General features: G+C 66.1%; 20 protein-coding genes. 12 read left to right on the forward strand and 8 right to left on the reverse strand.

The window, feature by feature from the left end; translation table 11 throughout:
- Positions 1–38 precede the first annotated feature (38 nt).
- The 3 genes from B9C43_RS10255 to B9C43_RS10260 all read left to right on the forward strand — a co-directional run bounded on the left by B9C43_RS10255 (position 39) and on the right by B9C43_RS10260 (position 3,255).
- Positions 39–1,505, forward strand: coding sequence for a S8 family serine peptidase (locus B9C43_RS10255; RefSeq protein ID WP_235038547.1), 1,467 nt, complete (start codon positions 39–41; stop codon positions 1,503–1,505).
- A 230-nt stretch (positions 1,506–1,735) separates the two neighbouring features.
- Positions 1,736–2,152 carry a S8 family serine peptidase gene (locus tag B9C43_RS59580; protein ID WP_268811558.1) on the forward strand — a complete coding sequence of 139 codons (417 nt, stop codon included), beginning with the start codon at positions 1,736–1,738 and terminating at the stop codon, positions 2,150–2,152.
- Positions 2,095–3,255, forward strand: a complete 1,161-nt coding sequence (locus tag B9C43_RS10260) for a S8 family serine peptidase (RefSeq protein ID WP_268811570.1) — start codon at positions 2,095–2,097, stop codon at positions 3,253–3,255. The genes B9C43_RS59580 and B9C43_RS10260 overlap by 58 nt, the downstream gene beginning before the upstream one ends.
- A 51-nt stretch (positions 3,256–3,306) precedes the next feature.
- Here the strand turns inward: B9C43_RS10260 and B9C43_RS10265 are convergent, their stop codons facing one another.
- On the reverse strand, positions 3,307–4,542 hold the full coding sequence (locus tag B9C43_RS10265; RefSeq protein ID WP_084425793.1) for an aminotransferase family protein: 1,236 nt from the start codon (positions 4,540–4,542) through the stop codon (positions 3,307–3,309).
- A 17-nt stretch (positions 4,543–4,559) separates the two neighbouring features.
- A complete protein-coding gene (locus tag B9C43_RS10270; protein WP_084425794.1) occupies positions 4,560–5,729 on the reverse strand; it encodes an acyl-CoA dehydrogenase family protein in 1,170 nt (389 codons plus the stop codon).
- 61 nt (positions 5,730–5,790) lie between these two features.
- Here B9C43_RS10270 and B9C43_RS10275 point away from each other — a divergent pair, with 61 nt between their 5' ends.
- Together B9C43_RS10275 and B9C43_RS10280 are read left to right on the forward strand one after the other, a co-directional pair.
- Entirely contained in the window at positions 5,791–6,840 is a 1,050-nt protein-coding gene (locus B9C43_RS10275; RefSeq protein WP_235038548.1) for a CaiB/BaiF CoA transferase family protein, read from the forward strand.
- Positions 6,837–7,478 carry a GntR family transcriptional regulator gene (locus B9C43_RS10280; protein ID WP_033382064.1) on the forward strand — a complete coding sequence of 214 codons (642 nt, stop codon included), beginning with the start codon at positions 6,837–6,839 and terminating at the stop codon, positions 7,476–7,478. Before B9C43_RS10275 ends, B9C43_RS10280 begins: the two co-directional genes overlap by 4 nt.
- 2 nt (positions 7,479–7,480) lie before the next feature.
- Here B9C43_RS10280 and B9C43_RS10285 read toward each other — a convergent pair whose 3' ends face one another.
- Positions 7,481–8,278, reverse strand: a complete 798-nt coding sequence (locus B9C43_RS10285; RefSeq protein ID WP_084425796.1) for a hypothetical protein — start codon at positions 8,276–8,278, stop codon at positions 7,481–7,483.
- A 19-nt stretch (positions 8,279–8,297) separates the two neighbouring features.
- Here B9C43_RS10285 and B9C43_RS10290 point away from each other — a divergent pair, with 19 nt between their 5' ends.
- The gene (locus B9C43_RS10290) at positions 8,298–9,518 is read left to right on the forward strand and encodes a serine/threonine-protein kinase (protein ID WP_160096470.1); all 1,221 of its coding nucleotides are present in this window, start codon (positions 8,298–8,300) and stop codon (positions 9,516–9,518) included.
- Between the two features lie 36 nt (positions 9,519–9,554).
- Here B9C43_RS10290 and B9C43_RS10295 read toward each other — a convergent pair whose 3' ends face one another.
- Positions 9,555–11,411 (reverse strand): glycoside hydrolase family 9 protein, encoded by a 1,857-nt coding sequence (locus B9C43_RS10295; RefSeq protein ID WP_084425798.1) that lies wholly within the window; start codon positions 11,409–11,411, stop codon positions 9,555–9,557.
- Between the two features lie 79 nt (positions 11,412–11,490).
- Positions 11,491–12,564 carry a hypothetical protein gene (locus B9C43_RS10300; RefSeq protein ID WP_084425799.1) on the reverse strand — a complete coding sequence of 358 codons (1,074 nt, stop codon included), beginning with the start codon at positions 12,562–12,564 and terminating at the stop codon, positions 11,491–11,493.
- Between the two features lie 206 nt (positions 12,565–12,770).
- Here B9C43_RS10300 and B9C43_RS10305 point away from each other — a divergent pair, with 206 nt between their 5' ends.
- On the forward strand, positions 12,771–13,412 hold the full coding sequence (locus B9C43_RS10305) for a lytic polysaccharide monooxygenase auxiliary activity family 9 protein (RefSeq protein ID WP_033382056.1): 642 nt from the start codon (positions 12,771–12,773) through the stop codon (positions 13,410–13,412).
- 55 nt (positions 13,413–13,467) lie between these two features.
- On the opposite strand, the gene B9C43_RS10310 is transcribed toward B9C43_RS10305, so the two are convergent.
- From B9C43_RS10310 to B9C43_RS10320, 3 genes are all read right to left on the reverse strand, one after another.
- Positions 13,468–16,749 carry a S8 family serine peptidase gene (locus B9C43_RS10310; protein WP_235038549.1) on the reverse strand — a complete coding sequence of 1,094 codons (3,282 nt, stop codon included), beginning with the start codon at positions 16,747–16,749 and terminating at the stop codon, positions 13,468–13,470.
- 204 nt (positions 16,750–16,953) lie between these two features.
- Positions 16,954–18,435, reverse strand: coding sequence for an FAD-dependent monooxygenase (locus B9C43_RS10315; RefSeq protein WP_084425801.1), 1,482 nt, complete (start codon positions 18,433–18,435; stop codon positions 16,954–16,956).
- Positions 18,432–19,028, reverse strand: coding sequence for an acyl-CoA-like ligand-binding transcription factor (locus tag B9C43_RS10320; protein WP_033382061.1), 597 nt, complete (start codon positions 19,026–19,028; stop codon positions 18,432–18,434). The genes B9C43_RS10315 and B9C43_RS10320 overlap by 4 nt, the downstream gene beginning before the upstream one ends.
- 109 nt (positions 19,029–19,137) lie before the next feature.
- Here B9C43_RS10320 and B9C43_RS10325 point away from each other — a divergent pair, with 109 nt between their 5' ends.
- From B9C43_RS10325 to B9C43_RS10345, 5 genes are read left to right on the forward strand one after another with little or no spacing between them, the layout of a single operon-like run.
- Entirely contained in the window at positions 19,138–20,250 is a 1,113-nt protein-coding gene (locus B9C43_RS10325; RefSeq protein ID WP_084425803.1) for an acyl-CoA dehydrogenase family protein, read from the forward strand.
- Positions 20,250–21,263 (forward strand): s-methyl-5-thioribose-1-phosphate isomerase, encoded by a 1,014-nt coding sequence (locus B9C43_RS10330; protein WP_084425804.1) that lies wholly within the window; start codon positions 20,250–20,252, stop codon positions 21,261–21,263. The genes B9C43_RS10325 and B9C43_RS10330 overlap by 1 nt, the downstream gene beginning before the upstream one ends.
- Positions 21,260–21,973 carry an acireductone synthase gene (mtnC, locus tag B9C43_RS10335; RefSeq protein ID WP_084425805.1) on the forward strand — a complete coding sequence of 238 codons (714 nt, stop codon included), beginning with the start codon at positions 21,260–21,262 and terminating at the stop codon, positions 21,971–21,973. Before B9C43_RS10330 ends, mtnC begins: the two co-directional genes overlap by 4 nt.
- On the forward strand, positions 21,970–22,557 hold the full coding sequence (gene mtnB / locus B9C43_RS10340) for a methylthioribulose 1-phosphate dehydratase (protein ID WP_084425806.1): 588 nt from the start codon (positions 21,970–21,972) through the stop codon (positions 22,555–22,557). The genes mtnC and mtnB overlap by 4 nt, the downstream gene beginning before the upstream one ends.
- Complete coding sequence (locus B9C43_RS10345) at positions 22,554–23,129, forward strand: 1,2-dihydroxy-3-keto-5-methylthiopentene dioxygenase (RefSeq protein ID WP_084425807.1); 576 nt, start codon at positions 22,554–22,556, stop codon at positions 23,127–23,129. The genes mtnB and B9C43_RS10345 overlap by 4 nt, the downstream gene beginning before the upstream one ends.
- The last annotated feature ends 2 nt before the right edge of the window (positions 23,130–23,131 follow it).

Here is a 23,131-nt window from a genome sequence, read left to right on the forward strand (position 1 = left end):
TGGTGCTGGGACATCCCTGCAACCGAAACGGAGCACCTATGCGAGGGGCAATACTCGCCGTGGGCTTGGCTGTGTTGTTCGGCGGCGCACCCGCTGTCGCCGCGGCACCGGCCGCCAGTGGTTACATCGTCATGCTGAAGCCGGGCGCTTCAGTCAGTTCACTTCTTACCGAGTACCGCGCGGATCGCCAGTACACCGCGCTCGGTGGTTTCTCGGCGAGGTTGACCGCGGCCGAAGCGCGTGCTTTGGCCGCCGATCCGCGCGTCGATTCCGTGGCGCCCGACGGCATTGCCCGGATATCGGACACCCAGAACAATGCGACCTGGGGACTGGATCGAATCGACCAGCAAAACCTGCCGTTGGACACCAAGTACACGTATGCCAACAAAGGCGAGGGCGCCACGGTATATGTGGTCGACACCGGCGTGTACTTCGCGCACCCGGAGTTCGGCGGCCGGGCGAAAAGCGGGTACGACTTCATCGACAACGACTCGGACGCCTCGGACTGCCAGGGCCACGGCACCCACGTCGCCGGAACGGTCGGCAGTGCGACCTACGGCGTGGCCAAGAACGTCAGCATTGTTTCGGTGCGAGTGCTGAACTGCCAAGGCACCGGGCAATGGTCGCAGATCATCAGCGGTATCGACTGGGTGGCCCGCAACGGCACGAAGCCGGGAATCCTGAACATGAGCCTCGGCGGCGGTTCCCAGTCCTCAGTGGACGACGCGGTTCGCCGTGCGGTCCAGGCCGGTTTCGTGAACGCGGTGGCGGCGGGCAACAACAACGGCGCCAACGCGTGCAACACTTCTCCGGCACGTACGCCTGAGGCGATCACGGTCGCGTCTTCGGACAGCAACGACAATCGGTCATCGTTCTCGAACATCGGGACTTGCGTGGACATTTTCGGCCCCGGCTCGTCGATCACTTCGACGCGCAACGGCGGCGGGACGACTCAGATGTCCGGGACTTCCATGGCGACACCGCACGTCGCCGGTGCGGCCGCACTGGTTTTGACCCAGCACCCGGCTTACACACCTGCCCAGGTTCGTGACGCGCTGGTGAACAACGCCGCCTCCGGCGTGTTGAAGAACGTGGGCTCCGGGTCGCCGAACAAGCTGCTCAACACCCAGTTCATCGGGGGCGGCGGGCCTCCTGCGTGTGATGTGAGGACCAATGACACCGATGTGTCCATTCCGGACGCTGGAGCGGCTGTGACCAGTTCGATCGAGAACGCCGGGTGTGACGGCCGGGCTTCTTCGAGCCTCCCGGTCCGGGTGGACATCGATCACACGTACACGGCCGACTTGGTGGTTGACCTGATCGGCCCTTCGGGTGCCGTCTATCCGCTGCACACTGCCGGTGGCATCGGTGAACCTGGCGGAATTCACCAGACGTACACGGTGAATGCCGCTGGTGAGAACGCCAACGGGACTTGGCAGTTGCGGATGCGCGACGTCTACACGTTCGACGCGGGTGTGCTGACCGGCTGGTCGATCACGTTCTGAGGGAGCTTGTGATGAGATTGGTTCTTGGAGTCACCGCTGCTCTCCTTTTCGCCGCGACACCCGCCTTCGCTCAACCCGAAGGCGTTGTCATCCAAGCGAAGCAGCACATTGCCGGCAGCTACGTCGTGCAGACCAAGCCGGGCGCTTCGGCGTCCGCACTCAGTGTTCGCTATGGCGGCACTCTGCACGCTGAATACAGAGTTTCTTATTCTGGGTTCACTGTTCGGAACATGTCCGAGGCCCAAGCCCGGAGGCTGGCGGCGGACCCGAGGGTCCAGGCGGTCTACCAGGACGGCACGGCCAGGATCGCGGACACGCAGAACAACCCGCCATCCTGGGGCCAGGACCGAGTGGACCAGAAAGCCCTGCCGCTCGACAGCAAGTACAACTACGCCAATTCGGGCGAGGCCGTGACGGCGTACGTGATCGACACCGGCATCGCACCGTCCAATCCGGAGTGGGAAGGCCGAGCGAGTTACGGCTACGACTTCGTGGACAACGACAGCGAAGCACAAGACTGCCACGGCCACGGCTCACACGTGGCGGGCACGATCGCCGGTAAAACCTACGGCCTGGCCAAAAGGCCAAGATTGTCGCGGTCAGGGCGCTTGGATGTGGCGGCACGGCACCGGATTCCGCGGCGGTGAGTGCCATGGAATGGATCGCGCAGAACGCGAGGAAGCCTGCCGTGGTGAACATGAGCCTCGGCATGGACAACGTCGGCGTGGGCGACGCGCAAGCGAAAGCGTTGGTACAAGCTGGTATCACGGTCGCTGTCGCGGCCGGGAACAGCAGCGCCGACGCGTGCAACACCTCACCGGCCCGGGTTCCCGAGGTGATCACCGTGGGGTCGACCGAACGCGACGACGGCCGGAGCAGTTTCTCCAACTACGGCTCCTGCCTCGACATTTTCGCGCCCGGCGGCAACATCGTGTCCACCGGCATCAACAGCGGCTCGGCCACGATGTCCGGGACGTCCATGGCGAGCCCTCATGTCGCGGGCGCGGCGGCGCTCTACCTGACCGCCAACCAGTCCGCGACGCCACAACAGGTTCGCGATGCTCTCGTGGAGAACGCAGGCAACACAGTGGGCAATCCGGGCAACGGTTCGCCGAACAAGTTGCTGTACACCGGGTTCATCGGTGGCGGGCAGAACCCTGGCTCGTTCACCCTGGCGCTGTCCCCGTCTCAGGGACAGGTTGACGCTGGCAAGTCCTTCTCCACAACGGTCACGACCAAAGCAGGCGAACAGGGAACCGAAGCCGTGAGCCTGACCGCGTCAGGTCTTCCGGCAGGCGTGAAGGCGACGTTCCAGCCGAGCGAGATCCAGTCCGGCCAGAACGCCAAGCTGACCATCGAGACCTCGGCGTCCACCCCGTCCGGCCCGCATCGGATCACGGTGTCCGGCAAGGGAACGAGCGAAACCAAGACAGCCGACTTCACACTGACGGTCGGCGGCCCGCCCGCCGGGGACGTGAAACTGAACGTGTCACCGGGGTCGGGCACGGCACGGCCAGGCGGCTTCCTGACCGCGATCGTCTCGGCGACCGGCGGGACAGGCACGATCACGCTGGACGCGACCGGCGTTCAGTTCAAGCCGTTCTTCAACCCGCAGACCGTCAGCCCGGGCGGTTCGTCGCAGATCAGCATCATCGCGCCGTTCCAGGCAGGCACGTACAAGATCACCATCACCGGCACGGACTCGTCCGGTAAGACCGGCAGCACCGAGTATTCCCTGACAGTGCGATAGGAACCGCTCGTGAGTGTTTGGCTCAACTGGCCAAACACTCACGAGGGTTGATCAGCCCTGGAGCTCGCGGAGGGCTTCGTCGAACCCGGCGACCATCTCGCTGACCTCGGAGTCCGTCATCGTCAACGCGGGCGAGATCTGCAGACCGCCCGCACCGACCGCCCGTCCGGACACGCCGTGCTTACGCAGCAAGCGAATCATGGGAAAGACGTCCGCGGCGTCGGCCATCTGCACTGCGGCGACGGCGCCAAAGCCACTGCGCACCTCGGCGACAGCGGGGTGCACGGCAAGCGTGCTGACCTCCTTGTCCAGAGTGGACTCAAGGCGGGCGGCCGAGGACAGCAGGTCCTCCCGTTCCACGATGTCCAAATTGGCCAGTGCAACCGCGGCACTGGTGGCGTGGCCCGAGTACGTGTAACCGTGCCGCCACCACACACCCGGCTTGAAGAACGGTTCGGCGATGTGCCCAGCGATCAGCACGGCACCCATGGGCAGGTAACCGGACGTCAGGCCCTTGGCCGTGGTGATCATGTCCGGGTCGAGGTCGAACCGCGTGCTGGCGAACCAGGCTCCGCCGATCCGGCCGTAACCCGTGATCACCTCGTCGGCGACAAAGAGAATGTCGTTGTCCCGGCACACTTTCCGGACTTCGGCCAGGTATCCGTCCGGCGGCGGGTAGACGCCACCGGCGCCGATCACGGGCTCGCAGAAGAACGCCGCGATCTTGTCGGCACCGATCCGGGAGATCTCCGCGCGCAAGGCGTCAGCCGAGTCCCACGTGACCGTTGCGGCGTCGGGCATCAGCGAGCCGTAGCCCTCCCGGTTGCCTGGGATGCCTGCCAACGCCGTGCCGCCGACGTGCGTACCGTGGTAGGCGCGCTCACGGCCGATCACGATGTTCTTCCCTGGCTTGCCCTGCTCGTGCCAGTACCGGCGGGCCAGCTTCAGTGCCGTGTCGATCGAGTCCGACCCGCCGCTGGTGAAGAAGACCTTCGTGTCCTTCATCGGAGCGATCGACGACAGGCGTTCGGCGAGTTCCACCGTCGCCGGCGTTGCCACGTCACCGAACGTGTAGTACGCGGCGATGTCGCGCATCTGCTTGGCCGCGACGTCAGCCAGCTCCTGACGGCCGTGTCCCACATTGGCGAACCACAACCCTGCGGTCGCGTCGAGATACCTACGGCCTTCGGTGTCCCACACGTACACGCCCTCGCCACGGGCGACGACGAACTCGCCGTTCTGGGTGACCGCACCCATGTCCGAGAACGGGTGCCACAACGCCCCCATGTCCAAAGCCCTCCTAGTCAGCGGAATGCGGCCTGACCCGTGAGAGCCTGACCGATCACGAGCAAGTGCACCTCACTCGTACCCTCGTAGGTAAGCACTGATTCCAGGTTGTTCGCATGTCGCATGACCGGATACTCCAGGGTGATCCCATTTGCCCCGAGAATCGTGCGGGCTTCCCTGGCGATCTGCAGCGCCGCTCGGACGTTGTTCAGCTTGCCCACGCTGATCTGCTCGGCCTTGAGGGTGCCCGCGTCCTTCAGCCTGCCGATCTGGATCGCGAGCAGCATGCCTTTGCCCAGCTCGACGGCCATTTCGGCGAGCTTGGCCTGCGTCAGCTGGTACGCCGAGAGCGGCTTGTCGAAGACCTCACGGTCGGCGGCGTACGCGATCGCGGTCTCCAGGCAGTCCCGGCCCGCGCCGATCGACCCGAAGATGATGCCGAACCGGGCCTCGGTCAGGCAGCCGAGCGGGCTGGACAAGCCCTTGCTCAACGGCAGGACCGCGTCCGCGGGCAGCCGGACGTCCTCAAGCACGAGCTCGCTGGTGATCGAGGCGCGCAGGGAGAGCTTGCCGTGCACGGTGTTGGCCCGGAAGCCTTTGGCCGTCGTCGGGACCACGAAGCCGCGAATGCCCTCGTCGGTGCGCGCCCAGACGACCGCGACGTCGGCGATCGAGCCGTTGGTTATCCACATCTTGGTGCCGTTGAGCACCCAGTCGGACCCGTCCTTCTTGGCGTTGGCGCGCATGCCGCCGGGGTTGGAGCCGAAGTCCGCCTCGGTCAGCCCGAAGCAGCCGATCGCCTCGCCGGTGACCATCCGGGGCAGCCACTCGTTCTTCTGCTCTTCGCTGCCGTACGCGTAGATCGCGTACATCGCCAGCGAGCCCTGCACCGAGACCAGGCTGCGTACGCCGGAGTCAGCGGCTTCGAGCTCGTGGCAGGCCAGGCCGTAGGAGACCGCGTTCGTGCCCGCAGCGCCGTAGCCCTTCAGGTGCATGCCGAGCAGGCCTAGGTCGCCCATCTCCCGCGCCAGGTCGCGCGCGGGCAGGTCGCCCTGCTCGAACCATTCCGCGAGGTGCGGACGGATCCGGTCGGTGCAGAACTTGCGGACCGTGTCGCGGATCGCGCGCTCCTCGTCGGAGAGCAGGCCGTCGGCGTCGACGAGGTCCAGCGGGGCAAGACGGGTCATGACTGGCAGGCTAACCCAAAATTGGATCCAATATCAATTCTCCAATGATAGTGTTCACACCGTGCAAGCTCTCGAAGGCGTGACGATCGCCGACTTCAGCCGTGTGCTGGCCGGGCCGTACGCCACGATGCTGCTCGCCGACCTGGGTGCGACGGTCATCAAGGTGGAACGGCCGGGAACCGGCGACGACACCCGGGCCTGGGGGCCGCCGCACGTCGACGGCGTCTCCACGTACTTCATGGGCCTCAACCGGAACAAGCGGCTGGTCTCGCTGGACTTGGCCGATCCCGCCGCCTTGGAGCTGGCTTCGTCGGCGGATGTCGTGGTCGAGAACTTCCGGCCAGGCACGATGGCCCGCTACGGCCTGGACTACGCGTCGCTGTCGGCGGTGAACCCCCGATTGGTCTACTGCTCGATCACCGGTTTCGGGCCTTCGTCCTCGCTGCCCGGCTATGACCTGCTGGTTCAGGCCGTCGGCGGGTTGATGAGCGTGACCGGAACGCCTGCTTCCCCTACCAAAGCCGGAGTCGCGTTGGTGGACGTGATCACCGGTTTGCACGCGATGGTTGGCATCCTGGCGGCTTTGCGGCACGTCTCGATCTCCGGCGAAGGGCAGCTCGTCGAAGTCTCGCTGCTGTCGTCACTGCTGTCCGCGCTGGTCAACCAGTCCGCGGGGTACGTGATGGCAGGGGCCGTGCCAACCGCGATGGGCAACGCGCATCCGAGCGTCGCGCCTTACGCGGTGTTCGAGGCACGGGATCGACCGATCGTGCTTGCCGTCGGCAATGACAAACAGTTCGCTGCCTTGTGTTCGGCGTTGTCCCTTGAGACCGACCCCCGGTTCGCCACGAACTCGCTGCGCGTGGCCAACCAGGACGCGCTGACTTCCGCCATCAATGCCCGCTTGTCCACACAGGACGCTTCGCACTGGTTCACCGTGCTGAATGACACGGGTGTCCCTTGTGGACCTATCAACAACGTGGCCGAGGCGGTGTCCCTGGCTGACGCCGTTGGCCTGTCACCGGTCGTCTCGATCGACGGGTTGTCCCACATCGCCAACCCCATCAGCCTCAGCCGTACCCCTGCCGAGTACCGGAGCAACCCTCGATGAAACGCCCGCTTACCACGCAGGAATTCGTGCTCGCCGAACTCCGGCGGGCCATCCTGACCGGCGAGATGCCACCCGGATCCGCCGTCCGTCAGGACGCACTCGCCGAGAAACTGGGTGTCAGCCGCGTGCCGCTGCGCGAGGCCTTGCGGACATTGGAAGGCGAGGGCCAGGTCATCTACCGGCCGCATCGCGGCTACCAGGTCGCGGACTTGTCGCTGGACGATCTGCTTGAGGTGTACCGGATCCGCGAGCTGCTGGAAACCGAGGCGACGCTGCGGGCCGTACCGCTGATGTCCGCTGAGGACATCGAACGCCTTGAGCAGGCCGAAGAAGACATCATGCGCGCGGCCGCGGCCGACGACATCGTGGGCATGGCGGCGGCGAACCGGCAGTTCCACTTCACGGTGCTTGAGGCGTCGGGTATGCCCCGGTTGACTCGCCTGGTGCGGGTCATGTGGGACGCGACGGACGCGTATCGCGCCCTGTACTACAGCTCCGCGGACAGCCGAGCCCGCGTGCACACCGAGCACAAGGCCATCATCGCGGCTATTCGCGCAGGTGACGCGGATGAGGTCGTCCGCCTGTGGAACGAACACCGGGCCGGGGCCGTGTCCGCGCTCCAGCGCATCGTGCAGTAGCGCTACTCCAGGGATTCCAGCTGACGGCGGGCACGTTCGGCTGCCTTCTCCGCTGTCCGGAACACCGCTCGGGCCTCACGAACCTCGCGCGCAGTCTCCTGTTCAGCCTCGCGGGCCCGTTCCAACTCCGCAGTCAACTCCGCGACCTGCCGTGCAGCGCGTTCGGCTTTCTGCTCGGCGTGCGCCAAAGCCGACTGCGCCCGGTCGCGGACTTCCGCGGTGTGTTGTGCTTCCGCTCGGGCTCGGCCTAGTTCCTGACGGCGACGCTCCGCACGTTGTTCACGCCGTAGGGCGACTTCGTCAACTACCGGTTCGGGTGGTTCTGGCCAGGCTTCTGGCGACGACAGGTCGTTTGTGGCCGAAAGTGTTCCGGCTTGCAACACTTCAGTCACCGCTGGATCCGCCAGCGCCGCCGCGAACACGGACTCGATGTCCCGGACGACCGTCTCGCTGAGCTTCTGGCCTTCGGCTGACGCCAAGGACCTGACCTGCGCGACCATCGCACGCACCAGCTGGTGTCGTTGTTTGGACAGTTCACGCAGTGTTTCGCCGTCGAATCTGCCGTGTGCGTCACGCAATGACGCACCCAGGTTCGCGAGACGTTTGAGTTCGGCCGGTTCTCTGCGCGCCAGCAGGTTCAACGCCCACGCGGCCGTCGACGGCTTGCGCAACTTGCCGATCGCCGTGGCCGCCTGCTTGTCGCCTTCTTCTTTCGCCGCGCGCACGAACTCCGAGCGTGCGGCCATGAATTCGGTTGGCCGCAGCGCGTAGAGCTGGTCCGCTATGGATTTGAGATCCATGGTCACTAGTGTGGCTCAGATGTACGAGGAATCCGGCGGACGCGCCGCGCCCGTGCTGGCCGATCGATACCGGCTGATCTCGCAACTCGGCCGCGGTGGCACCGCGCGCGTGCTCAAAGCGTGGGATCAGCGGTTGGATCGCGAGGTGGCGATCAAGATTTTCCAGCCACACGCCGATCCCGTCGGTCGCTTGCGGTTCGAGGACGAAGCCAAGCTCCTCGCCGGATTCGACCACCCGCGACTGGTCAAGGTGTTCGACTCCGGTGTCGCCAACGGCGAACCGTACCTCGTTCTTGAGCTCATCAAAGGCCCGCAGCTCGGCCGCCGGATCGACGAAGGGCCGATGCCCGTCGACGAGGTGCGCAAGATCGGTATCGGGGTCGCCGAAGGCTTGGCGTACGTGCACGCCAAGAACGTCGTGCACCGGGATATCAAGCCTGGCAACGTATTGCTCGATGCCGACGGCTTCCCGCACCTGGCTGACTTCGGATTGGCCAAGCTGCTCGCCCGCACCGGTATCACAGCTTCGGACCGCTTGGTGGGAACCGCGGCCTATCTTTCACCCGAACAGGTGCTTGGCACCGAGGTCGGTCCGCCTGCCGACGTCTACGGTCTTGGCCTGATCCTGCTCGAGTGCCTCACCGGTGAGATCGAATATCCCGGGCTCGATGCCGAGACCGTCCTGGCGCGGCTCAACCGGCGGCCGAAGATCCCTGAGGACATCCCGGAGCCGCTCGCCGAAGCGCTCGATCTGATGACCCGCAACGACCCGGATCAACGCCCCACTGCGAGCGAATGCGTGCAGCTACTGCGGGCCGAACGCCCGACGACTCCGCTTCCTCGGCCACAACGGCGTTTTCTCCCCAAAGCCGCGGCCATCATCGGCGCGGGCCTGACTGCCGGTGCGATCGCGTTGTTCGTTGCCGCGCCGACAACTGACGGCGCTCGCGACACTCCGATCCGTATCCAGCCCGATCGCGACCAGACAGTCGACTCATCGGTCGCCGGTGGATCCCAGGTGCCGCAACAACAACCCGTGAACCAGCAAAAAGAACAGCCGCGGCCGTCGGAGCAACGCGACACGGTCGCGAAGACGCCAGGACCGACGTCATCGGCTCCGCCGCCCGCGGAGGAGACCGAAGTCGCCGAGGAGGAACCGGGCGACCCGCAGAACACGAGCAAGACCAAGAAACCCAAGAACAGCAGAACCAAGACCAGAACACCGAACGCGAGCTCGTGAGTGGCCGGTTGCTGACCGGCCACTCACGAGCCGGGTTCAGCTGGACAAGCCGAAGGCCAGCAGTGCCGTCGACGTGAAGTCGATCGCCGGTTCCGAGCTCGGCCATGACCTCAGGTCGTCGAAGAACCGGGAACCCTTGCCGTCGAAGGCCTGGTAGGAGTTCGAGCACGGGATCGCGCCCGGCGGCATGTCACCGATGTGCTCGAAGTTCGACGCGCCGTTCGGGCCGTTGATCACCGCGCCGTACAGCACCCGCTTGCCGCCGTTCGGGTCGCCCGCGAGGTTCGCCGCCTGGTGGTGCGGACACTTCGGGGAGTTCGAGCCGGCACCGACAACGAGCGAGATACCCCACGCGTTCGAACCCAGTGCGAAATTCCGTTGCTGCACACCGAAAGCGTCGTAAGTCCGGTCACCGGTCACCGCGCGGTAGAGCCGAGCGGTCGCGGCGAAGCCAAAGCTCTTGCTTGCCGCGTCGAAGTTGGTGATGTCCACGGCAGTCCGGAATGGACTCGCGGCTGCTCCCTGGACGCCTTGGTTCAGTTGCCGCTTGAGGTCGTCGATCAATTGCCGCTCAGTCACCTCGGCGCCGTGCACACCGCGCCGCAACAACCCGATGAGCTCAGCGTGCGCCAAAGCACTGGTGTCGTACAGGTTCAGCGTGTCCTTGTCAGTGCTGGCGATGTACTGACCGGCCCAGTGGGTCGCCTGCCGCGCCCAGCCGAAGTACCTGTGATCACCAAGTTTGCGAGCCGCCAACGCGAGCTGTGTCGCGCCGAGCTCCATGTCGTCCAGCCATGACGACTCCGGGTAGTAAGCGTGCGGGAACGCGGTCACGAGCTCACCGACGTCCGTTGTCTTGGCAGCAGCGAAAATCGAGGCTGCCTCTTCCAGATAACGCCTTGCCTGCCGTGGATCGCGCTCGAGCTGGGCACCCAGGGCGAACGCCGCCGCGACACGGCCGGCGAGGTTCGGGCTGACGGCGGACCCGGCGGGCCCGGCCGGGAACACCGGGCGGTACTTGATGAAGTACTCCAGGTCACCTGGCTTGACGTTCAGCTTGTCGTCCGCTTCCGGCAGGCGCCACACGTCGTGGTCGCCGACGAAACCGAACTCCGCGCTGCCGGTACCGATTCCGACCTGCGCGTACAGCGTCTTGGTCCGGGCGTCCCACGCCTTGTCCAACCAGTCGAGGCCGTGTTCGAACTCGGCGTGCAGCTGCGGGTTTCCGCCTTCGCGCTGGACGTAACCCAGCTCTGCCAAGGAATACGCGGTGTTCGACGTGAACTTCACGAAGTCGCCCGCGTCGAACCAGCCGCCTTCGACGTCGACCGGCCCGCCGATCGGCTTGAGCGGCTCGGCGGGCTCGTCGCCGCCTTCGCCTTTGAACTTCGGCTCGGCGTAGACGGTCGCCTTGGCGTCAGTCAGGTGTGCCTGCTTGCGGTCGAGCCGTCCAGGGATGACGTTCCTGCCGTCGCGCTGCGCCTGGAAGAACTCAGTTGTGGCGCGCACCAACGGCTGGAACAGCGCGGCCGCACGGTCCACTTTGAAGCTTGGCGATTCGGCGGCGATCTTGCCGGAGAACTTCACCCGGTACGTACCCGGCCGGGAGATCTTGGAGAAATCAACCTGGTGCACGGCGGTGTACGTGTCGTTCCAGCCGCCCAGGCTGTCACCGACCTTGCCGGAGTACACCGTTCGGCCCGCGGCGTCGACCACGGTGAACGATGCGCCGGACACCGCCTCGGTGCCGAGCAGGTATCCGATCTTCGCTTCGCTCGTCGCGTATCCGACCTGGTCCACGCGGACAAATCCGGCGGGGACCGCGGTCGCCGGAGTCGCGGTCCCCGCTAAGCAACACAACGTGACCACGGCAACCGACCCACGTCTGAGCATGGCTTGGCTCCATCCTGGCGGCGAATTAAATAGGAAACTTTCCGAACAGTAAAGACTCAGCCGCCAGGATGGTCAAGAGCTAGTGCCGTGACGTGTACGCGACGAACGGCTCGTGCTTGATCAGCGCGCCGAGCTGGTCGTAGCACTCCACGTTGCGGATCGTGGCGTCGCCGAAGAAGCTGTTGAACCACACGTCGCCCAGCACGCAGTAAGCCGGCCCCTTGCCGAACGCGGTCACCTGCATGTGATCTTCATGCATGCCGATCGTCTTGAACGTCACCAGGTACTGCCCGCCGCCGAAGGAGACGGTGTTGGCCGCGCCTGCCGAGTTGAAGCTGGTCATCGGCGGCAATGCGGGGGTCGCCCAGATGTATCCGTACCGCTTCGGCGGGCCGGACTCGCCAATGAGCGGCAGTTCCCTGTTGTAACTGAGAGTCCACGCGGTGTCGAACGGCATGCTGGCGCCGTCGAAGCACGCGACGATCACCGTCTGCCCGTTGGCCGACGGCACCCATTCGGCGATCTTGCAACGCGCGGGTTTCGACCCCACCGCGGTCACCTGGAAGTTGCCGTTCGGCTCATTGAAGCCCTTCATCGGCAAGGACACCTTGTAGATCCCGGAACCTGGGCCGCCGTGGCTGACCGAGTTGGTGAAGCCGGACGAGTTGAAGTTGGCGAGCACTGTCCCAACCGCGTCGGCGAAGACGTACGCGTGTACCGGGATGGCCGGAATCGTTGGGACCGGGCTGCTTTCCGTTGCCATCACGGCGAACCGGCTGTTGTCGAGTGCGCCGCCGTGCTTGAAGCACAGGATGAACACGTGCAGGCCGTTGTTGCCGTTCTGCCATCCTTGGACCTGGCACCATCCTGGCGTTTGCCGTTCGGCGGTGACGTGCACGGTGCCGCGCTTGACCACCGTCTTCGGGAACAGCACCTCGTACTGACCGACACCGGGCGAACGCACTTCGGCGCTCGCACCGCCGTTCTTGCTCCATTGACGGGCCGGATCCATCGGTGTGAATCCGGCGAGCGGGGCCAAGTGGTTGTTGTAGGCGAATGCCCAGTCGTCGCCGATGGCCGCAGTGGCCTGTGGGACCGAAACAATGATTCCCAGTAACGTGATGATCGATATCAGGACAGATCTCAGCCGCATGACACTTCTCCTGTCGCCGGGCGGTAATTCCCCCTTGTGTGGGTCAAATCGTGGGTTTGTTCCCGGCTGTTAGGGGCCCCTGCGCGCAATCTTTTTAGCCCGAACGGCCCTTGCCATGCTGGACTAGACCAATTCACACTGCAGAATCATGGGTCGGGCGCGACGACTTCATGGCACGTATGACAACGCTGTCAAGGAGACGCCTGATGACCAAGCGCCGCAGAAGTGCCCTGGTCGCCCTGCTCGGAGCGATCCCCATCCTGTTGTCCGCCGTCCTGCCGATCTCCTCGGCGAGCGCGCACGGCTCGACGATGAACCCGCCAAGCCGCACGTACCAGTGCAGGTTCAACGAGAACCCGGAGAACCCGACATCAGCCGCGTGCCGGGCCGCTGTCGCCGCCGGTGGCACGCAGGCCTTCTACGACTGGCACGAGGTCAACCTGCCCAACGTCGCGGGCAACCACCGCGCGTTCATCCCGGACGGCCAGCTCTGCGGCGCGGGCCGGGCCAAGTACACCGGTCTCAACCTGGCCCGCAACGACTGGCCTGCCACCCGGTTGACCTCGGGCGCGAACTTCACGTTCCAGGTCAAGGCGACCGCCGCCCACCTGGGGGTGTGGACGACGTACGTCACGCGCAACGGCTACGACCCGTTGACGCCGCTGCGCTGGTCGGATCTCGAGCAGTTCAACCAGGTGACCAACCCGCCGATTTCCAACGGTGTGTACCAGATCGCCACCCGGCTGCCGAGCGGCAAGTCCGGCAGGCATTTGATCTACACGATCTGGCAGCGGCAACTCCCGGACAGCGGCGAAGCTTTCTACTTGTGTAACGACGTCATTTTCTAATACTCAGGGGCGGCCAGTCGAACGACCGGCCGCCCCTGAGTGTTGTCAATTGTTACTACGTGACCGCGTTGATCTGAATCGTGCCGTTGCCGACGATTCCGCCGTCACTGGTCCGGACGGTCAGCTCGCCACGCAGCTTGCGTCCCGCGGGCGGCACCGATGCGGCGGTCACCGTGCCGGACGCGTTCCACGTGGCCCCGGTGAGCCGCTGGGCGTCAGTATCGTTGATGGCCAACGTGCCCAGCTGCGGCGAGGAGAACACGTCCTGGTAGTCGAAGTCCGTGGTTCCCGCGGGAACCGCGAAGCCGTCCACCAACGAGATCCACACACCAGCCGCCGGGTTGGGGACGCTGACCGATTCCTCGGAGTCCGCGTCCGCGCTCTGCGCCGTCAGCACACAGGTGCCGGTGGTGCAGTTGAACAGGAACAGGTCGAGGTCCGCGCCAATGTCACTGGTGTTGCCGATCGCCACCCGCAGCGAGGTCGAGCCAGGCAGCACGTTGATCTGCCGCTGCTGCTGAGCCAGGTGCGCGATGTTCGGACGCTCCTGCAGCGCGCTGCTCAGCGGGCCGCCGACGAGGCGGCCGTTGAACGCCGCGGCGGAGTTGGTCACCGTGTAGTTGCGGGCCAACGGAACGCCGGCCTGCAGCGACTCGACGACGTCCGGGTTCGGGCTGATCTTCGTGGTGATCGCGGTCGCGGTGACCGAGAACGGAGCCGAGGCGGTGTCCGACGTCCGCCGAGCCTCCACATAGAACTCCCAGACACCCGGCATCGGGTTGTTGACCGTACGGGTCGTCGGCGAACCGGTCGAGCAACCCGCGCCGGCGTTCGGGTTGTAGCAGTTGGTCGTCGACGTCACGTCGATCGGGATGCCGCGCGGGTCGACCCGGATGAACCGGACCTGACCGGCACCCGCCGCCTCGCCGCCGCCAGCCAGGTCGATCTTCAGGCCGGTGGTGCCCTGCGGCACGTTGACCCAGAAGTTCTTGGTCTGGTTGCGGTCGATCTTGCCGCTGTGCGAGACGGTGAACTTGTTGCCCGCGTCGAACTGCTGCGCCACGAACACGGTGTTCAGCAACTGCGTGTCCGTGCCGGAGGTGAACGGGTTGTCCAGCTCCAACACCGCCGAGTGCACGCCTGTGTTGCGCGGGTTGACCTTCACGTCGAACGTGACCGGCTTGTTCAGCGGCAGGTTCACCTTGTCCGGCGAGGAGAACGTGCCGTCGTTGCCGATCCACTTGAGACGGTACGGAACCGTGCGGTCGCTGCCGGATGTCCGGGTGAAGGTGTAGGTGCGGGTGTACTGCTTGCCCTGCACCACGCCCTCACGGTCGTGGATGCCGACACCGACGCCCGGCTTTGGCAGGAAGCCCTCCAGGACCGTGTTCACCTCGACCGAGCTGCTCACGGCGTCCGGGTTCGGGTTGGCCGCGAGGTGGAAGAACGCGCCGAACACGTCGAACAGGCCGTTGCCCTGTTCGTACGCGCCAACGCCGTCGATGAAGCGAGCTGACGAGTAGATCGCGTTGCGCAGCGCGACCATGCTCGGGCGCTTGCCGCCGTGCGTCGCCTTGTAGGCGCTCACCAGCAGCGCTGCGGCACCGGTCGCCTGCGGGGCGGCCATCGACGTGCCGTTGAAGTGCGCGTAGCCGTTCGGCAGGGTGAACGTGCCGGGCAGCGGCTGAGCGGCCTGCCACAACGGGATCGACGAGATCGCCGAGCCGGGCGCGATGATGTTCGGCTTGAAACCGCCGTCCTCACGCGGGCCGCGCGACGAGTACGGGTGCAGGCCTTCCTTCTTGGCCGTCTCCGAACCGTAGTTACGCAGCCAGGTCTCGCGGGTGACGTACGAGCCGACGCTCACCGCGTCCGTGGCCACCGACGGGTCGCCGACGGTGTTGGCCCCGGAACCGCTGTTGCCAGAGGAGATGAACAGCTGGATGTTGAACTGCGCGATGACCCGGTTGTAGATCTGCGCGCGGGCACTGTTGCCGTCGTTGAGCGGCGGCAGGCCACCGATGGAGATGTTCACGACGTCGGCGCCGTTGCGGGCCGCGTAAAGCACACCGTCGGTCAGACCGCTGTCGGTGCACGACGGCGTCGACAGGCAGGCCTTGATGGCCATCAGCTTCGCGCCAGGCGCGGCACCGGCCATCTTGCCGTCCAGGATCGCGTTGCCGGAGGTGATACCGGCGACGTGCGAGCCGTGCGCGGCAGCGGCGATGCCGAGGCCGACGAACGGGGTGTCCTCGGTGCCGTAGACCGACTTGTCCGTCTGCACGACGAACGGAACCGACTCGCGGACACCCGGGGTGGCCGGGTTGTCGGTGCCGAAGTGGCCGACGTCCTGCTTGACCTTGTAGTCGATCAGCGCGGTGTCGTCGGTGAAGTTGCCGTTGCCGTTGAGGTCGACGCGGACCTGCTTGGTCGCGACGTCCTGCAGCACGCCGAAGCGGTCCGCCTTGTCACCGTCACGGTTGACGTCACCGCCGATCTCGCTGGCCGCGTTGGCGAAGTCGTTCACACCGGCGTTCTCGTTGAACACACCGATGCTGTACGGGCCGCCCGTCGCGGGTGCGGTCCAGGTGCGGCCCGCCGCGGTGAACGTGCCGGTGAAGGTCTGCTGGGACATCGCGACCCAGGTGCTGTCACCGGAGTCCGGGGAGTTGGCGTTGTACCAGTCGACGATCTTGCGCTCGCCCGAGCTGGTCTTGGCCAGTGCCGGGTGGTCGAGGTCGACACCGCTGTCCAGGACCGCGACGAGCACGCCCTTGCCGTCCCAGAACGGGAACACCTGGCCGAACTGGGCGGCCTTGGTGTCGCCGGTCGGCAGGTACGGGTTGTCCCGTGGGGTGTTCGGCCCCGGCGCGGGCTGCGGGATGGGGTTGGTCATCCCGTCGGTGCCGGTGCCCGGCTCGTCCCTGGCGATCAGGCCGTCCACGTCGATCGCGCGCACGGCGTCGAGCTTGGCGGCCTGGCGTGCCTTGCCCGGTGGCAACGTCACCTTGAGGTAATCGACGTCCTTCTCGACGGACTTGACGTTCGCACCGATCGACCGCAGCTCGTTGGCGGCCGCGTCGGCACGCCCCTTCTCGGCGGCGACGAGGACTGTGACGGACTGCTTGCCCGCCTTCTCCGCCTCGGCGACCAAGGCGCGGTCCCGGGAGTCAAGCGTCTTCTCGTTGGCGGGCACCGGCTGTTCCGGTGCGGGTGGTTGCGCGGCGAGCGCTGCCGCGGGCACCGCAAGGCCGAGCGTGGCGGTGCTGAACGCGAGCACCGCCAACCCAGCGCATCTGCCCCACGTGAATCGGGGAAGTGGAGATCGTGATGTCACAGCCAAACCCTTCATGGGGATCGTGGCAAAGAACTGCCACCAGAGCACATCCCCGCGAAGCGGTATAGACAATCAGACAACTGGCCTATTCCACGTAGTCCACATTGGCCTGTTCGGCGTAGCACGGTGAAACATGACGCGTACCCGATCTCGATACCGTAACGACCCTGCTACTCGACCACGGTCCGCATTCGAGCGTGTGCGCTACGAAGCGGTGGTCAGCATTTGCGGAACACCGAACCACGTAGCCAATTCCTCACGCAGTCCACTCAGGACACCGTCGCCCGCCCACACGACATAGCCGTCCGACCGGACGAGGAGCACGTCCGCATGCGCATACGGCGATTCAACTTCGACTACGTCGACGCGGTCGTTCCACTCCGCCGCAATGTCCTTGAGTGCGGGGTTTCGGGCGAAATCCACCAGTACCGGCCGCGCGTCCCGCAACTGCTCGATGGGCACCGCATCCGGTACGAACCTTCCGGCCAGCGAGTGGTTCGTCCCCGTCGGATAGCGAATGTCCGACCCCGCCATGGTTTCCGCGATGTGCGCGGCAACGTCCACCTTGGCCATCAGCTCGGTGAAGAACGCACGCAACGCGGTGACCTCCGGCCCAGGACCAGTCAGCGCGGACTGCGCCTGGGTGTGCAGGACAACCCGTTCGGCGGCTGGACGCCGTTCGGCTTCATAGGTATCAAGCAATCCGTCCGGCGCCCAGCCGTTGACGTGCGCGGCCAGTTTCCAAGCGAGGTTGGCCGCGTCCTGCAGGCCGAGGTTCAGGCCAGGGCCGCCCATCGCGGAATGCACGTGTGCCGCGTCGCCGATCAGGAACACCCGGCCGTCGCGGTACTTCTCAGCTATCCGGGTATTGCCGCCGGATGTCCGGCGCAGCAGGTGCGGGCCGTCCCCGCTCGGCTCCCCGATCGGCACGTCCGCGCCGAGCACCCGGTGAACGCTCTGCCGCAGTTCGTCGATGGTCATCGCAGTGTCGTCCGCTGGATCCCATTCAACGGTCACCACCATCGGTTTGCCCTGCTCCAGCTCGATGTGGAAGAACACGCCGTGCTCGGTGCGGGTGTGCACGCCTGGCGGAATCCGGCCGAAGCCGGGCACGTCGAGTTGTCCGTCGACGAGTTCGGGCAGCGTCACATGCGCCACCCGGACCACACCTTTCTCCGTGGACACACCGGGGAAGTCGATCCCGGCGAGCTTGCGGACCGTGCTGTGGCCACCGTCCGCGCCGACAAGGAAGTCCGCACTCAGCCGGTACTCCCCTTGCGGGCCACGGACCTCGATGTCCACTCCGGACTCGTCCGAAGTGAACGCGACGACCTCGTGTCCGCGCCGGATCTCCACCCCGAGCTCGAGCGCCCGCTCCTCCAGCACCTGCTCAAGCCGCCGTTGCGGCACAGGCAGAATCGTCAACGGGTTGTCGTCGAGTGCGCTCAGATCCAGCGGCAGCATGCCGAACATGAAGCCCGGTGTCCGGAATGGAGTCTCGCTGCCCAGGCGCGGCAGCAAGCCGCGGCGGTGCAGCAGCCGGACCACTTGGCCGACCATGCCGTTGGCCTTGGGTTCCTGGCTTCGTTCGGGCAGTCTCTCCAGCACGACCGGACGTACCCCGGCCAGCGCCAGCTCGCAGCCGAGCATCAGGCCGTTCGGCCCGCCCCCAGCGATCGCGATCATGGTTCTCCTCCTCGTTTCAGGTAACCCAGCGCCTGCCGGATCAGCGGGCCCAACGGCACCAAGGGATCGGCGTTCATCCACTGTTGCTGCGCGGTGCTGCATGCCGCGCCGACCGCACCTGCGATCACGCGTGGATACATGTCCTGCTCCACGTCCGTGCCGAGGCGCTCAGCGATCGCCTCGGCCAGCGCGCGCGTCATCGCCGCGTCGGCTTTGAGGTACTCGGCCGTCAGCAACGGCGAGCTCACCAGCTCCCGTACGCCCTCGGTCCATGCCTTGTCGGGCGGCGTTGTCTCGTCGTCATTGCCGTAGATCGCAAGCACGGCATGCTCGATCGACTCCCAGAACGGTTCGTCCCGCGGACGTTCCCGCAGGATGTCCCCGATCCGCACCATCCGGTCCAGCTCACGCCAGACGATCGCCTCGTACTTGCTCGAGAAGTAGTTGTTGAAGGTCCGCGGCGACACGCCCGCGGCCGTCGCGATGTCCTCGACCAGCACGTTCTCGATGCCACGCTCGACCGCGAGGCGCAACGCCTCCCAGCTGAGCGCCTCGCGTGTGGCCCGCTTCTTGCTTTCTCTCAGCCCTGACACCACCCGAGACTGCCAGAAAGATGCGCGACACGCAAGTTTTCTTTTCGCGCAGGTTTCGCGAGGTGGACAGGGCACGGCATAGGCGCAGATGCCCAGTACCGTTTCGGCCATGACGGACTGGATCGGCTTGGCCGAGGAGGTGGCCGCGCGGCTGAAGGCGGACGCGGCCGAACGGGACCGGGCGAACCGGCCACCGACCGCGGAGGTCGACCTGCTGCGTTCCTCCGGCCTGCTGGCCGCCGAGGAGGCAGCCGACGCGGTGACCAGGATCATCTCCGCGGCCGACGCGTCGATCGGGCATCTGATCGGGTACCACTACCTGCACCTTTGGCGCGCCGAGCTGTTCGACAACCCGTCAGCCGCGGCGCGGATGCGGGCCGACAGGGACTGGTTCTGGTCGGGCGTGAGCAACCCGCTCGACGCCGCGCTGGAGCTGACGCCCACTTCGGACGGCTTCATCGTCAACGGCCGCAAGACTTTCGCGACCGGCGCATCGGTGGCCGACCGGCTGGTCGTCTCGGCGACCCGAGTGGACACCGACGAGAAGATCACGTTCACAGTGGACGCCAAGGCCGACGGGATCTCGTATCCGTCCGACTGGGACAACACCGGCCAGCGGCTGACCGCCAGCGGCGGCATCGTCTTCGAGAACGTCGCCGTCGACGCCCAGGATGTGCTCGGCGCACAGCCCGCCGACTCAATCCGGCTTTCCCTTGCGGCATTGGGTTTCCAGCTCGCGCTGACCCAGATCTACGTGGGCATCGCGGCGGGCGCGCTGGCCGAAGCCGCCGAGTACACGCGCGGCCAGGCCAGGCCGTGGTTGCTGTCCGGTGTGGAGGCGGCGTCAGCTGATCCGTACATCCTTGCCGGATATGGCGAACTCGTCGCTTCTCTGGAAGCCGCGGGCACATTGGCCGATCGGGCTTCAGAGTCGTTGCGGCAGTCCGCCGCCGCCGGGAGCGACCTGACCGCCGAGCAGCGGGCCAGTACGGCGGTGACCGTCTCGTCCGCCAAGGTCTTCGCCACGCGCGTGGTCAACGAGACCACGTCGAAGATCTTCGAGTTCATGGGCGCCCGCGCCACCGCGACCAAGTTCGGCTACGACCGCTTCTGGCGCAACGCAAGGACTTTGACCTTGCACGACCCGGTCGTCTACAAAGCCCGCGAAGTCGGCGCGTACTTCCTCACGGGCGAGCACCCGCCGTTCACGGGATACAGCTGATGACACCGACGTTGGCGGACAGCGTCAGACTCACCGACGATGGCGTGCTGATCCTGGACCGCCGTAACTTCCCGTTCTCGCGGGAGTGGGTGCTGTGCCGTACTTCCAGCGAAGTCGTCAAGGCCATTGAGGACATGGTCACCCAGTCCTCGGGCCCGTACTTCGCCGCGCTGTACGGAATGGTGCTCGCCGCCCGCGAAGCGGCGGGCTTACGCCCGCACGCCGCGTACGCCTACATGGAACAAGCCGGAACACGGTTGATCCGGGCGCGGTCGACGAACAACCACTTGCGCAAAGCAGTGCACGCGGTGCTGTCCTCAGTGTCCGGTTCCGGCGAGTCGCTGGTCTCAGCCGCGGTGGCGGGGGCCAAGGCCGGCGACGAGTTGTACCGAAGCCGCAGCCGCACCCTGGGCACAGCGGCCGCAGCGCTGCTGCCTTCCGAAGGCGGCGTGCTGACGCACTGCTGGGCGGATTTGTACTTGGTCGAACTGGTCGACGCGGCACAGCGCAGCGGAAAGCGGTTGCGGTTCTTCTGCACCGAGACCCGGCCGTACCTGCAAGGCGCCCGGCTGACCGCGGAAACGCTCGCCGAGATGGGCGTGGACACGACGTTGATCTCCGACGGGATGGGCGCGGCGGTACTGCAGTCCGGCGAGGTCGACGCCCTCGTCACCGCGGCTGACCGGGTCACCATGGCCGGGCACGTGATCAACAAGGTCGGCACGCTCGGGCTGGCGGTGGCCGCGGCAGCCTTCAACGTGCCGTTCTACGCCCTGGTGCAAGCGCCCGACCAGGACGCACGGACAGCCGACGACGTCCCACTGGAATACCGCCCAGGCGAGGACGTCCTGCACACCCTCGGCATGCGCACCGCGAGTGACAAGGTGCGCGGCCTCTACCCCGCTTTCGACGTGACACCACCGCGGTTCGTCACGTCGATCGTCACCGACCGCGGCCCGTTCGAACCGCACCGGATTGCCGAGTACTACGCCGAAGGAGAGCCGAACCAGTGACCGCACTGACTGCCCGATGGGTCGTGGTCGACATCGAGGGCACCTTGACCCCGACCAGCCAGGTGCACGTCGTGCTGTACGACTACGCGCGGCCCCGCCTCGGCCCATGGATCACTGATCACGCGTCCGATCCCGTTGTCGTCGATGCTGTTGCCCAGATCCGGTCTCTCGGCGGTCTGCCTGACTCCGCGGGTGTCGACGAGATCGTGGCGGTGCTGCACGGCTGGATGGACGCGGACCAGAAGATCGCGCCGCTGAAGACTTTGCAGGGCCTGATCTGGCAACGTGGCTACGCCGAAGGAGATCTGGTCACCGAGTTGTTCCCGGACGTCGTCCCGGCCTTGCGCGCGTGGCACGACAAAGGCCTGGACCTCGCGGTGTTCTCGTCCGGTTCGGTCGCCGGTCAGGTCGCGGCGTTCTCCCGTACGTCCGAGGGTGACATCACTTCCCTGTTCTCGTCGCACTTCGACACCGTGAACGCGGGCCCGAAGCGGGAGGCTCCGTCCTACCGTGCGATCGCTTCGGCGTTGGGTGCGCCTTCGGCCGAGATCGTGTTCTTCTCCGACGTGCCGGCGGAACTGGACGCGGCCGTGGCGGACGGCTGGCAGACCGTCGGCCTCGCCCGGCCCGGTGAGCCCTTCGCCGACGCCGACTTCGGCACGCACCTGGCCGTGAAATCCTTCGCGGAAGTCTCGGTGGACCTGCCGTGAGACTGCACGAAGCCGGTGCGTTGCTGGCCGCGGAATGCGCCCGATACGCCGCGATGGGCTGGATGCGCGGGACGTCGGGAAACCTGTCGGTCGTCCTGAGCAGGGATCCGCTCAGACTCGCGGTGACAGCCAGCGGCCTGGACAAAGGCGAAATGACCGCGTCGGACGTGGCGGAGATCGACGCGTCCGGCGCGCCGGTCCGCCCGAACCAGCCGACTCCGTCGGCGGAGGCCGGTCTGCACGGCCGGATCGCTTCGGTCTCCGGCGCCGGTGCCGTGGTGCATGTCCACGCTCTGGCACCCGTACTGGCGGCCGAACGCTGGCCGAACGCAGTGCACCTGCGCAACCTGGAAATGTTGAAGGGCTTCGGGCGCAAGGCCGACGACTGGGTGAGCATCCCGGTCGTCCAGAACAGCCAGGACATGACGGTCCTCGGTGACGCGTTCGAGTCGGGTTATCGGGCCGATACGCCCGCCTTGATCGTCGCCCGGCACGGCCTGTACGTCTGGGGCAGTGACCTGTATCAAGCCAGGCATCGCACAGAGTGCCTGGAATGGCTGCTGAGGTTCATAATCGAGACATGACGCTGCTGACGGTATGGCCCGACACAGACGCATCCCAGGTGCTCGTCCGCACCGAGGACGCGGAGGAGATCAAGGGCGAGCTCAAGCAGCTCGGAGTTCGCTTCGACCGCTGGCCCGTGATCACTGGTTTGCCAGCGGAGCCCTCCTCCGACGAGGTTCTCGCGGCCTACGAGTCGTACGTCGCCAAGGTGGTCGAGACCGAGGGCTACGTGTACGTGGACGCCCTGCACATGACGCCCGCCGATACTCCAGAGTGGACTTCCATGGCGGCGGAGGCACGCCAGAAGTTCCTGGCCGAGCACACTCACGATGACGACGAGGACAGGTTCTTCGCGCGTGGGTCTGGCGTGTTCTACCTGCACGTGAACGGCAAGGTTTACGGGGTTCTGTGCGAGGCGGGCGACCTGTTGAGCGTGCCCGCGAACACCACGCACTGGTTCGACATGGGTACGCGGCCGGACTACGTGGCGATCCGCTTCTTCCACGACGACGACGGCTGGGTCGGAAACTTCACGGGCAACCGCCTCGCCGAAGACTTCCCGTCCTTCGACGAACTGACAGCGAGCCGCTAACC

This window comes from Kibdelosporangium aridum, assembly GCF_900176515.1.
GTDB classification, from domain to species: domain Bacteria; phylum Actinomycetota; class Actinomycetes; order Mycobacteriales; family Pseudonocardiaceae; genus Kibdelosporangium; species Kibdelosporangium aridum.

Excerpts from the sequence above, each read along its gene's own strand:
- B9C43_RS59580 (WP_268811558.1), top strand. The coding sequence starts at position 1,736 with ATGTCCGAGGCCCAAGCCCGGAGGCTGGCGGCGGACCCGAGGGTCCAG.
- B9C43_RS10315 (WP_084425801.1), bottom strand. The coding sequence starts at position 18,435 with ATGATCGCGATCGCTGGGGGCGGGCCGAACGGCCTGATGCTCGGCTGC.
- B9C43_RS10280 (WP_033382064.1), top strand. The coding sequence starts at position 6,837 with ATGAAACGCCCGCTTACCACGCAGGAATTCGTGCTCGCCGAACTCCGG.
- B9C43_RS10295 (WP_084425798.1), bottom strand. The coding sequence starts at position 11,411 with ATGCTCAGACGTGGGTCGGTTGCCGTGGTCACGTTGTGTTGCTTAGCG.
- B9C43_RS10285 (WP_084425796.1), bottom strand. The coding sequence starts at position 8,278 with ATGGATCTCAAATCCATAGCGGACCAGCTCTACGCGCTGCGGCCAACC.
- B9C43_RS10330 (WP_084425804.1), top strand. The coding sequence starts at position 20,250 with ATGACACCGACGTTGGCGGACAGCGTCAGACTCACCGACGATGGCGTG.
- B9C43_RS10345 (WP_084425807.1), top strand. The coding sequence starts at position 22,554 with ATGACGCTGCTGACGGTATGGCCCGACACAGACGCATCCCAGGTGCTC.
- B9C43_RS10305 (WP_033382056.1), top strand. The coding sequence starts at position 12,771 with ATGACCAAGCGCCGCAGAAGTGCCCTGGTCGCCCTGCTCGGAGCGATC.
- B9C43_RS10255 (WP_235038547.1), top strand. The coding sequence starts at position 39 with ATGCGAGGGGCAATACTCGCCGTGGGCTTGGCTGTGTTGTTCGGCGGC.
- B9C43_RS10290 (WP_160096470.1), top strand. The coding sequence starts at position 8,298 with ATGTACGAGGAATCCGGCGGACGCGCCGCGCCCGTGCTGGCCGATCGA.
- B9C43_RS10265 (WP_084425793.1), bottom strand. The coding sequence starts at position 4,542 with ATGGGGGCGTTGTGGCACCCGTTCTCGGACATGGGTGCGGTCACCCAG.
- B9C43_RS10325 (WP_084425803.1), top strand. The coding sequence starts at position 19,138 with ATGACGGACTGGATCGGCTTGGCCGAGGAGGTGGCCGCGCGGCTGAAG.
- B9C43_RS10270 (WP_084425794.1), bottom strand. The coding sequence starts at position 5,729 with ATGACCCGTCTTGCCCCGCTGGACCTCGTCGACGCCGACGGCCTGCTC.
- B9C43_RS10300 (WP_084425799.1), bottom strand. The coding sequence starts at position 12,564 with ATGCGGCTGAGATCTGTCCTGATATCGATCATCACGTTACTGGGAATC.